This window comes from Flavobacterium sp. B330r (assembly GCF_056824325.1).
Genome location: NZ_CP124860.1, coordinates 3294857 through 3305376 on the forward strand (window position 1 = coordinate 3294857; position 10520 = coordinate 3305376).

A 10520-nucleotide genomic window follows, 5' to 3' on the forward strand; every position below is an offset into this window, starting at 1 on the left:
CAGAGGAAACAAGAAAAAACTAACTTATTCTTCCACTTTTTTATATTCAAAAGTACCCACTTCAGGATTGGTTATAACACGTTTCTGACTGTCAAAAGAATTTATCGTAAACACAACTGGCAGAATAACAGAAACAATTGTCAATTGAGAATTGTCTTTAGATAATTTCCATTTTGCCTTGTGCGATTCCTCTCCAATAACACTTTCAAAATCGCCATTTTCTTTAAAAACCTGAAAAACCTGATCTGTTTTAAAACGTTTTTCAATGCTTTTTTCTTTTCCGTTTTTAGTCCATTTTACCAATTGCCATTTTCCAATAAGTTCTTTAGAAGTTTGCGCTGATGCAGATAAGCCAATTAAAAACAGAAATGCTAAGATTAATTTTTTCATTTTTAAATTTTTAAAGTTGAACTCTAATTTAATGACTTTTAATGATTTGAAAGAAAATTTTACGTTAAGTTGTTAAGCTGTTTTTTAATCAAAACAATTTGCCCTAAATGATAATAGCTATGTTCAATCATGGCTTCGATATTTCTTTTATAAGTTCCGTACTGGACGTTTACAAAACCTTCATCCAGTTTTTCGACTGGCATTTGTTCTACTAAAGATGCAAATTCTTCAGCATCATTCCAGAATCGAGTTAGAAAAGAAGTCCATTGTTCTTGAGAATGAATTGACGGAAAATCAAAACTAAATTTGTCTTTTATGTCTAATGTTCCGCCTTTAAAAACCTGATTGATTCCGTTTATGTAGTAATGAATATGCTGCGCCAAAACCGCAATTGTATTTAAGTTTTGAACGGGACTAACTGCAATTTTCCAATCTAGATTTTCGAGCTGATCTTTAAAATTGGTGTTCGCAATCCAAGTTCCGTTTAAAATGACTTCTCTAAAACGATTGGCAATTTCTACTGTACTTTTCATATTCAATAATTTAGGAGTTTTGATTTATGAGCTTATTCCTGCTGAATCCACTCGTATTTTCCGTTTTTTAGATAAATAATTCCGCCTCCACAGCTTTCTTCGGCATGAATAAAAATCCCATCATTTGGAAGTTTTATTTTATCTTCTTCTTTAATTTCTTCTTCGCCCATAATTTCACCGTCATCGTTTACATTGTTCCAGACAATTTCTCCTTTTGGTGCTTTCTCAAATATTCCGACCCAGTCAATTTCGTCAAATCCTTGACCTAAAACATTTTTTCCAAAACCGAAATAATCTGTTCTTTTGTTATTTCCAAAAGTTATTTTTAGACCACTTTTGTCACTTTTTGTACTTCTAATAATTTCTACGAGTTCGTTTTTTCCGTCTCCGTCTAAATCGCAACTTATTTGGTTGGTTTTATGTTTTTTAGAAATTACCAATGTATCAGCTTCCTCAATGTTAATTTCAGCATTAGTTTTCGGTTTTAATGCGACTTCTAAAATATCTTTTTGAGTAGTTGAGGGTGTTTCGGTTTTAGTTTCATTTTTACATGAAATTGCAATTAGGGACAAAAGCAATAAAGTTTGGATTTTCATTATTTTATTATTTTGGCTTTGAAAAATTCAAGGCTAATATAAAAAAATACGTACAGAGTCTAAAGTGTTTTTAGTAGTTCTTAAATAACGCAATGAATTTTAAATGTATTGTAGCCACCAATATGTATGTTCCGATTTATATTTTCCAAACCATTGGCAAGGTTTATAAAGTAGGACAACAACAAAAATCCAAATTAGATAAATTAACCAAAGAGATAAACCGTTTTCTATGCCTTTTGGCCTTCCAAAAGTTCCGGTTGCAAATTCAAATTGCGAAAAGCTGAAACCTTGCGCAAAAAGCATAAGAAGTGTTAGAAAATGAATAACATAAAAATGAACGACAAAATAAAATAAAGGTACTTTTCCGTAGACTAAAGACACTTTTTTGATTCTGGTTGTGAATTGTTCTGCAAATGCTAAAAGCAAAAACATAATTCCTAAAGTTGCTAAACAAAATAGGAGAGAAGGAGGATATTTGGTCACATTAATAAATGACAAAAAAGTAAAAACGACATTTTTTTGTGTGGCCCATAAAGCTGGATCTCCATAAATATTTACAAAACGAATTATGATAAATAAGACTAAAGCGCTTAAACTAATTTTTGTAAATAGTTGTTTTCTTTTCTCTTCAGTCCATTCAAAGAATTTACCAGCTGCAAAACCAACAAGCATAATTCCAAGCCACGGAATCGGCGGATAACCCATTATAAAAGCTCTTCCTGAAAACGGAAATACTATTGGACTAAATAGCGGTGCTAAGGCAGTTTTTAAAATCGAATTTTCTGCAAATGGAATAAGCGGTGTGAGATTGTGAAAAAAGAGTATAAGAAGTCCAATAATTCCTAATGTCTGTGAACGGATTTTCAGTAATGCACTTAAAATGATAAAACCAAAACCTATTGTTGCAATCACTTCAAACAAAAGAGAATGAAAGCCAATATCGAAGAATAAACCAAAATTGACAATTGTAAATTCAAGGACAACTAACCAAATTCCTCTTTTGAGTAAAAACTTTCTGGTTTCAGAAACATTATTTTTGTTTTGAAGCGAAAGATAAACCGAAGTTCCGGCCAGAAAAACAAAAGTAGGCGCGCATAAATGAGTTATACAACGCGTAAAAAACAGTAAAGGTGAAGTAGTTGTTAAATCGGTTGGACTTTGCGTAATAGAATCAACATGCATCAAATCTCGAACATGATCAAGCGCCATAATAATCATTACAATTCCGCGGACAATGTCGATTGATGGCTGTCGTTTCATGGGTTTGATTTTTAAATACTTAAGAGTAAATCTAATGAATTATTTTTTAAGTATTTAAGCAATATTAGTAATTGTAAATGAATTGCCTCCAGCTTTAGCTGGAGGTATATTTGTTAAAAGTAAAAAAGGCTTTAGCCAAAAAAAGATTTGGCTAAAGCCCTATGAGAAAGACTTTATTATTAACCTCCAGCTAAGCTGGAGGCAATGGAAAAATATATTTATTTAGATTTTCTAATCTTTACCTGATATACAATCTCCCAAAAAATAATAGAAAGAACAGCATTCGCAAATATGGCCGTTTTAACCTGATACGGATCATAATCTACAAGCAGATGCAAATTGGTAAACTGTAAAGCTAGAAACATAGCCAAAGCCGCAATTCCGACAGCGCAAAGTACATTAAGCAAAGGTTTCCATTTTAGGGCTGTAAAAGCATAAATAAGATTCAAGATACCAAAGCCAACTCCAAGAGTTACAAAACCATCACCTTTAAATTTCTCATTTAATTCAAGAAAAAAATGCGTAGAAGTAAGGTATAAAAAGAAAAGAATAGAGTAAATCAGGATTCGTACTTGAGGTTTCATTTTGATGTTTTTAATGATAATATTTTTTATACGAAGATAATACTAAATGTTGAATGCATTGTGAAACCCTAGAACTTCATAAATTATCAAGCTCGATTTTAAATTTTTCGATTTGCCTTCTGTGACGCAAAATATGCACAATAGCATGCTCCATAATTTGTTCTATATCATAAACTTGTCCCCAAGAAGTTACTATTTTTTTCGGATTGTCTAATTCTTCTAATTGGCTGTCGCTAAAATTTTTAAGCACATTTTCTGTGAAAACAAAAAAAGCAGTTAGATCATTTTGATAATCAGAAATAGTATTTCTGTAAACAAGATTAGGAACTTCATTTTGCTCTCCTAATAATTTTTGAACATACAAAGCGTAAGCATATCCAGAACGAACAACATGCGCAAGAATCGATTGAACAGATAGATTATTGATTGTTGTAGTAATTGCAGTAGCGTTAATGCAAGAGATTGTTTTACTTAAATCTAAAATTGCTCTTTCGTATTCATCAAGTAAAGCTCCGATGGCGCCTTGTCTGTATGTTTTAGTCATGTTTTGAACGTTTAACTAAGTTTCTCAGCTTTTTCATTTTTTGTTTATTCTAAAAGCGCTTCTACTTTAGTTTCCGATTTTTCTTTTAACGGACTATCTGGCTGCAGACTCCAAATAACTAGAAATCGACCTTTTGCTATATATTCTTCTGGATGTTCAGCTGTTGGCTCGCCAGCTTTTCCCCAAAGTAAACCTTGCAGGAATCTATCGCCTTTAAAAACATGATCAAATTCAAAATACATAATTGAACCACGATCTGCTTTGCTTTTAAAACTCTGAATCGCTTTACTTTTTACAGTTCCAACAATATTGCTGTACGTTTCAATATCATTATAAAAACTGCAGGCTTGTGGTGTAATGCAAATATTACCGTCGCTTACCATATAACCGCCTTTTGGAATTTCTTTTGGTTTTAGTTTTAAATCGGCTAGGGTTTGGCTGAATGAATTTGTTGTGAATAGTAGGAATAAAGTTGATAGTAGGATAGTAGACTTCATTGAATTTTTGGGATTGATTTGGTATGCTAAAATAGAATTTTTATTTGAGTTTTAAACGTGGGTTTTATATCCATTTAGTAAAATCTATCAGTCTAAAAAGGTATCAAAATATAAAAACATTTTGGCTAAAAATATTAGACTAAAGGCAAGAAAAACTAAGGAAAAAAATAAATAGATTTTGTTTTTAAGAACTCTAAGAAATGCAAAAAATGAATAGCCAAAAATAACACTGGTGACGATATATAACATTTTCAGGAATTCTAAAGCATCTGCGTCAATCACGATGTATTCTCCATCGTTAATAGTATATGGCGTAATAAAATAACTACCAAAAAAAAGAAAAACTCCAATAAAAAATAATATCCTTATTATGATTTTCATAATATTTTATTTGTTGAGATAGATTTTAAAATTCTAACTAACTTCTAAAAACATTAATTGTTTTTGATAAAATTAAATACAATTGAAATGCAGTTATAGATATCGTAATAAGTGTGAGATAAGCAGAAGAATTAATAAGTTTATTGTTTTCTATCTGTAATTGTTTTGCAATATTTACTCTTCTGTTATTCAAGGTTTTTAAGAAATGCATTAATACGATTGACCAGCTAAACATTAAAAGGATAAAAAATGCAAAACCATTTGGCATTTCTTCGATGTTTAGTAAAGTATAAATTTTGGTAAAAACTATTGCAATTACAAAATAAACTAATGCGTACAAAAGTATTTTTTTTAACCCATTTTCAGGTTTTAGAAAATAAAAAATGGAGCAATTTAGTAGGACAATAAAAAGGGCAAGAAGAAGATATGACATTTTGTTTATGGGCTTAAAAAAAGCACAAAGTAAATCTCTGTGCTTTTGTAAAATTTATATTTCTAAGGAATTATTTTCCTTTTAGTAATTTTTCTAAATATTCCACTTTGTCTTTTTCAGCCTGAACCAAACGTTCGTAAAGTTCTACAACTTTATCAGTGGATTGAAAGTGCAAGAATTGTTAGTGTTTCCACTTCCTTGCGCTCCGTTATTTGCACTATTGTCATAAAAGTTATTAAAGAAATTAAAAACTGATTCTTCAGAAAAATTTTCAATCACCTCTTTAGTTACGCCTAAAGCTTTTGCAATTTCAACAAGTTTATCTTCATCAACAGTTTCACTTGCCTCAATATTAGAAATCGTCTGTTGGCTTAAACCAATTGCAATTGCAAGCGCTTCTTGCTTCATACCTTTAAGCTCTCTGATTCGGCTTATGTTTCTGCCGATATGTTTTGGTTTTGATGTTGTGCTCATAATTTCAAAGGTATTTAAAATTTTGATTATTTGAATAAAGTAAAAAGATGTTTTTTCTGATAGAATTTTAATTTTTCTTTTAAAAACTTTTATCTTCTTCGTTTACGCTTTTCATTAATGGGAATTTGATTGGATGGTGTTAATTCGTTTAAACATTGCTGATAAATTTCTTCTTGCCATTTTTCAAAAAGTTCAATTAAGTCAAAAAATAATTTTTCGGATGAATTTTCAGGTTGCGGCTTTTTGAACAAATTTCCTATTCTGATATTGTGTGATTTGCCCAAATGATTAATAACATAATCTTCCTTGGCTTGGTCCTCCATAAATATATCAGAATAATAATGTTTCAATTCTAAATGATCGAGTTTTTGTATTTCTAAAATTATGTTTTTAATTTCAGAAGGTATTTCGCATTCGAATTGCTTTTCAAATTTCTCAATTTTTTTTGTACGAAACGTCATGTCGATCTTACATTCAAAAATGATATCAATATAAATTCCTAATCTTAATAATCTTTCTGTCCAACCATCAAACTGGTCATACGAAAGAATATAGTCTTCATGTAATTTTAAATTTCCAGTTGATGAGTCTATTTTTCGTATGTTAAGTACTTCAAAGTCCATTTTTGTAAGTATTGAAAGTATTCAGGTAAGATATTAAATATTTTTTATTTTGGATCAAGTATACTCTTATTCTTGTCAAATGACAAATATTGCAATTACTTTGCGTGGGCTTCGACTTCGCTCAGCCGGACAGACGTTTAGGAATCTAAAATCTGAACTCAAAAATCTAAAATAAAAAAATCCCGCCTCTATTAAGAAACGGGACTTCGATGATATTTTGGTTTTAAGATTAAAAGCTTAGTTTAAACTCGATTTTATTAATTTCATCTTGTTTTGCAGATTGAAACTCAATATTTTTAAGATTATTGAGAGATGTGTCAACAATAATCTTTGAGTCTTTTGTAGTTAATCTTTTAGTCTTAATTATTTTTTTTACACTTTTCATCTTCTTTTCCTTTTAATTAAAAAACCATCATAGTCTTTTTTATAATCAAATGGCTCATCTATGATTTTATTATTTTCAATCATTCTTGCACCAAATATATCAAAAGTTTCTGATAATTCCTTTAGATTTAACATTATGGCTCTTTTGTAAGTGTTTGTTCTTTTGGTGTCACTTCCTCTAAAAAATATTGTTATGTGCGGATTAACACTTGTAAATTCGTATGCAGTTTTTACTACGGTTGCCAAAACCATTCTAATGTCTCCATTATCATTTATGACTTGATCATCTACAATGTATTTCTTTTTTAAAGAATCGTATTTTAAATCTCCAAAACCAAGATTGTATACATTTGGGTTTGTAGTAGGGGAATAAACAACTACTTTTCTAAAATTGCCTTTACGTCCAGTGCTTACAAAATTAAATACTGTAGATAATTCATTTTTAATAAGAGTATAATTTTTGTAATTCATTTACATGTAAAATTCTTACAAATTTAAAGCTTTTATAAATGTATTCAATTTTTTTTTTTGAGATGAAATTTCATAAAAAAAATCCCGCCTCAATAAAGAAACGGGATTAAAGTGATATTCTCTTTTTTTCTATTGTTAAACCGTAGCAGCAACTTCTTCTGGCAACGGAATTTGATTTTTAAGTAAATCTTCAAATGTTTCAGCTTGGCGAATCAAGATTCCTTGTCCGTTCATCCAAAGAACTTCGGCTGGTTTGTATCTTGAGTTGTAGTTTGAAGACATTGAGAAACAATATGCTCCTGCATTTCTGAAAGATAAAATATCGCCTTCAGTAATTTCCTGAATTCTGCGGTTGTTTGCAAAAGTATCTGTTTCGCAAATGTATCCTACAACTGAGTAAAAACGCTCTTTTCCTTTTGGGTTTGAGATGTTTTCAATATGGTGTGAAGATCCGTACAACATTGGACGAATTAAGTGGTTGAAACCACTGTCAACTCCAGCGAAAACAGTTGATGTTGTTTGTTTTACTACGTTTACTTTTACTAAGAAATGACCTGCTTCACTCACCAAGAATTTTCCTGGTTCGAAAATCAAGGTTAAATCTCTGCCGTATTCTGTACAGAAAGCGTTGAATCTTTTAGATAATTTTTTACCTAATTCTTCGATGTCTGTTTCGATATCGTCTTTTTTATAAGGAACTTTGAATCCGCTTCCGAAATCTAAGAATTGTAAATCTTTGAAATGTTTAGCAGTATCAAATAAGATTTCGGCAGCATACAAGAATACTTCGATATCTAAAATATCAGATCCTGTGTGCATGTGAATCCCTACGATACTCATTTTTGTATTTTCAACAATTCGCAAGATATGTGGAATCTGGTGAACAGAAATTCCGAATTTACTATCGATATGTCCAACAGAAATGTTAGCGTTTCCGCCCGCCATTACGTGTGGATTGATACGAATACATACCGGAATATGTGGATGTTTTGTTCCGAATTGTTCCAGAATAGATAAATTGTCGATATTAATTTGTACACCCATTGCGGCAACTTCTTCGATTTCTTCTAGAGAAACGCCGTTTGGTGTAAAGAAAATTCTTTCGGGTTCATAGCCAGCATGAAGTCCTAACTGAACTTCCTGAATTGATACAGTGTCTAAACCAGACCCCATGTTCTTTAATAACTGTAGAATCGCAACGTTTGACAATGCCTTCATGGCGTAATTAACTCTTAAGTTTTCTACCTTAGAGAAAGCTTTAGTTAATCTGTTGTACTGAGATTGGATTTTTTCAGCATCGTAAACATACAATGGACTTCCAAATTGGTCTGCTAACTGCAGTAAATCTTTTGCTTGCATTTTTAAATCATTTTGGGCAAAGTTATTACACTTTTATCTATCAGCAAATAATTTGTAGAAAAATAACAAATTATAACAAATTGTTTTATTTTAAACAAAAAGTTGCTGTTTTTGAAATTTTGTAACCTTTTTAAAGGTGCTATCCTGATAGCTATCGGGACTAAGATGCTAAAGATACTAAGTTTTTTTGGCTCGAATTCGCGAATTAACTTATTCTTAAATGCTGTTGAAATTGTTTTTTTCCACTGATTTGCTTCGCCTGTTCGCTATCGCTCGGGTCGTGGCGGAAAAAATAATCTGTGGCTAAAAAAAACAAAACCCCTGAATATAAATTCAAGGGTTTGTTAGTAGTTATGTTGTTTATCGGAAAAGATTAAATAAAATGCTAAGAAAAAAACTTAGAACCTTAGCATCTTAGTATCTCAGAACCTTAGATTTATAAACTCGGTAAATCTCCTTTTCCTTTAGTAGGCAAGTTTGTAGATCCCATAAGGAATAAATCTACTTCTCTTGCAGCTTCGCGACCTTCTGAAATAGCCCACACGATTAATGATTGTCCTCTTCTCATATCACCAGCAGTGAAAATGTGAGGCACGTTTGTCTGATAGTTATGCGCTTTGTAGTTGCTTCTCATATCAGTTTCGATTCCTAATTGCTCGCTTAATGTTTTCTCTGGACCTGTAAATCCAAGAGCTAATAAAGCTAAATCGCAAGGCCATATTTTCTCAGAACCTTCTTTTTCGATTAATTCTGGACGCTGACCTGGTGTCATTTTCCATTGCACTTCAACAGTTTTTAATCCCGTTAATTCGCCTTTATCGTTAGAAATGAATTCTTTAGTGTTGATCAACCAGTTTCTGTCACAACCTTCTTCGTGAGAAGATGATGTTTTAAGTTGCAACGGCCAGAAAGGCCAAGGAGTTGACTCGCTTCTTCCAACTGGAGGTTTTGGTAAAATCTCAAAGTTAGTTACCGATTTAGCTCCGTGTCTGTTTGAAGTTCCAATACAGTCAGAACCAGTATCTCCACCACCAATAACGATTACATCTTTACCAGTTGCTTTAACTTGATCTGGAATTGATTCTCCGTATAAAACTTTAGTCTGTTGTGTTAAGAAATCCATTGCCTGAACAACGCCTTTGCTTTCGATTCCTTTAGTTGGCAAGCTTCTTCTTTCTGTTGCTCCTCCGCATAAAACGATAGAATCGAATTGGTTTAATTCTTCAACACTGAAGTTTACACCAACGTTTACGTTAGTTTTGAAAGTGATTCCTTCTGCTTCAAGAATTGCTACACGACGATCAATAATTCCTTTTTCTAATTTGAAATTTGGAATTCCGTAACGTAATAAACCTCCAATTGCGTTGTCTCTTTCGAAAACAGTAACGGTATGACCCGCTCTGTTTAATTGCTGAGCCGCTGCAAGACCTGCAGGTCCTGAACCAATAACGGCAACTGTTTTTCCAGTTCTTGTTTTTGGCGCTTGTGGTTTGATCCATCCTTCAGCAAAACCTCTTTCTACAATGCTTTTTTCGATGTTTTCGATAGAAACCGGATCTTTGATGATTCCTAATACACATGATTTCTCGCATGGAGCAGGGCATAAGCGTCCTGTAAATTCAGGGAAGTTATTAGTAGATTGTAAAATCTCTAATGCGCTTTGCCATTCTTCCTGATGCACCATGTCGTTGAAGTCAGGAATTAAATTTCCTAACGGACAACCACTGTGGCAAAAAGGAATTCCACAGTCCATACATCTTGATCCTTGTTCTTTTAATTTATCTTTTGGTACCGGAATAGTAAATTCGTTGTAGTTTGAAACACGTTCTGCTACTGCAAGATTACTTTCGTCGGCTCTGTTATATTCTTTAAATCCGCCTATTTTACCCATGACATTTTAATTAAATCTAAATGATTAAAATTCCAATTCTTAAAATTCCAAATTCCAATTTCATCCTTCGACTTCGCTCAGGAAGACATTGTAGATAAAT

General features: G+C 32.0%; 12 protein-coding genes and 2 pseudogenes. All 14 read right to left on the reverse strand.

What is annotated here, in order from left to right:
- Positions 1–24: 24 nt before the first annotated feature.
- A complete protein-coding gene (locus tag QLQ95_RS14535) occupies positions 25–390 on the reverse strand; it encodes a hypothetical protein (protein WP_095931337.1) in 366 nt (121 codons plus the stop codon).
- A 59-nt stretch (positions 391–449) separates the two neighbouring features.
- Positions 450–923: a DUF1572 domain-containing protein gene (locus tag QLQ95_RS14540; protein ID WP_482500372.1), complete on the reverse strand. Its 474-nt coding sequence runs from the start codon at positions 921–923 to the stop codon at positions 450–452.
- Between the two features lie 32 nt (positions 924–955).
- Complete coding sequence (locus tag QLQ95_RS14545) at positions 956–1519, reverse strand: hypothetical protein (RefSeq protein WP_320493903.1); 564 nt, start codon at positions 1517–1519, stop codon at positions 956–958.
- A gap of 99 nt (positions 1520–1618) precedes the next feature.
- Positions 1619–2779 carry an acetyltransferase domain-containing protein gene (locus QLQ95_RS14550; RefSeq protein WP_482500373.1) on the reverse strand — a complete coding sequence of 387 codons (1161 nt, stop codon included), beginning with the start codon at positions 2777–2779 and terminating at the stop codon, positions 1619–1621.
- 218 nt (positions 2780–2997) lie between these two features.
- Positions 2998–3363: a hypothetical protein gene (locus tag QLQ95_RS14555; RefSeq protein WP_095931341.1), complete on the reverse strand. Its 366-nt coding sequence runs from the start codon at positions 3361–3363 to the stop codon at positions 2998–3000.
- Positions 3364–3439: 76 nt separating this feature from the next.
- Entirely contained in the window at positions 3440–3907 is a 468-nt protein-coding gene (locus tag QLQ95_RS14560) for a DinB family protein (RefSeq protein WP_482500374.1), read from the reverse strand.
- Positions 3908–3951: 44 nt separating this feature from the next.
- Positions 3952–4404, reverse strand: a complete 453-nt coding sequence (locus tag QLQ95_RS14565) for a hypothetical protein (RefSeq protein ID WP_482500375.1) — start codon at positions 4402–4404, stop codon at positions 3952–3954.
- Between the two features lie 418 nt (positions 4405–4822).
- Positions 4823–5125, reverse strand: coding sequence for a hypothetical protein (locus QLQ95_RS14570; protein ID WP_482500377.1), 303 nt, complete (start codon positions 5123–5125; stop codon positions 4823–4825).
- A 163-nt stretch (positions 5126–5288) separates the two neighbouring features.
- Positions 5289–5692, reverse strand: a pseudogene (locus QLQ95_RS14575) (helix-turn-helix domain-containing protein).
- A gap of 89 nt (positions 5693–5781) precedes the next feature.
- Complete coding sequence (locus QLQ95_RS14580) at positions 5782–6315, reverse strand: hypothetical protein (RefSeq protein ID WP_095931346.1); 534 nt, start codon at positions 6313–6315, stop codon at positions 5782–5784.
- 229 nt (positions 6316–6544) lie between these two features.
- Positions 6545–6700 (reverse strand): hypothetical protein, encoded by a 156-nt coding sequence (locus tag QLQ95_RS14585; RefSeq protein ID WP_482500379.1) that lies wholly within the window; start codon positions 6698–6700, stop codon positions 6545–6547.
- Complete coding sequence (locus QLQ95_RS14590; RefSeq protein ID WP_095931347.1) at positions 6697–7170, reverse strand: DUF6934 family protein; 474 nt, start codon at positions 7168–7170, stop codon at positions 6697–6699. Before QLQ95_RS14590 ends, QLQ95_RS14585 begins: the two co-directional genes overlap by 4 nt.
- 135 nt (positions 7171–7305) lie before the next feature.
- A pseudogene (gene lysA / locus QLQ95_RS14595) lies at positions 7306–8532 on the reverse strand (diaminopimelate decarboxylase); the annotation flags it as partial.
- A gap of 433 nt (positions 8533–8965) precedes the next feature.
- Entirely contained in the window at positions 8966–10420 is a 1455-nt protein-coding gene (locus QLQ95_RS14600) for a glutamate synthase subunit beta (RefSeq protein WP_012024227.1), read from the reverse strand.
- Positions 10421–10520: the final 100 nt, after the last annotated feature.

Coding starts and splice junctions, on each gene's coding strand:
- QLQ95_RS14535 (WP_095931337.1), bottom strand. CDS start 390: ATGAAAAAATTAATCTTAGCATTTCTGTTTTTAATTGGCTTATCTGCA.
- QLQ95_RS14540 (WP_482500372.1), bottom strand. CDS start 923: ATGAAAAGTACAGTAGAAATTGCCAATCGTTTTAGAGAAGTCATTTTA.
- QLQ95_RS14545 (WP_320493903.1), bottom strand. CDS start 1,519: ATGAAAATCCAAACTTTATTGCTTTTGTCCCTAATTGCAATTTCATGT.
- QLQ95_RS14550 (WP_482500373.1), bottom strand. CDS start 2,779: ATGAAACGACAGCCATCAATCGACATTGTCCGCGGAATTGTAATGATT.
- QLQ95_RS14555 (WP_095931341.1), bottom strand. CDS start 3,363: ATGAAACCTCAAGTACGAATCCTGATTTACTCTATTCTTTTCTTTTTA.
- QLQ95_RS14560 (WP_482500374.1), bottom strand. CDS start 3,907: ATGACTAAAACATACAGACAAGGCGCCATCGGAGCTTTACTTGATGAA.
- QLQ95_RS14565 (WP_482500375.1), bottom strand. CDS start 4,404: ATGAAGTCTACTATCCTACTATCAACTTTATTCCTACTATTCACAACA.
- QLQ95_RS14580 (WP_095931346.1), bottom strand. CDS start 6,315: ATGGACTTTGAAGTACTTAACATACGAAAAATAGACTCATCAACTGGA.
- QLQ95_RS14585 (WP_482500379.1), bottom strand. CDS start 6,700: ATGAAAAGTGTAAAAAAAATAATTAAGACTAAAAGATTAACTACAAAA.
- QLQ95_RS14590 (WP_095931347.1), bottom strand. CDS start 7,170: ATGAATTACAAAAATTATACTCTTATTAAAAATGAATTATCTACAGTA.
- QLQ95_RS14600 (WP_012024227.1), bottom strand. CDS start 10,420: ATGGGTAAAATAGGCGGATTTAAAGAATATAACAGAGCCGACGAAAGT.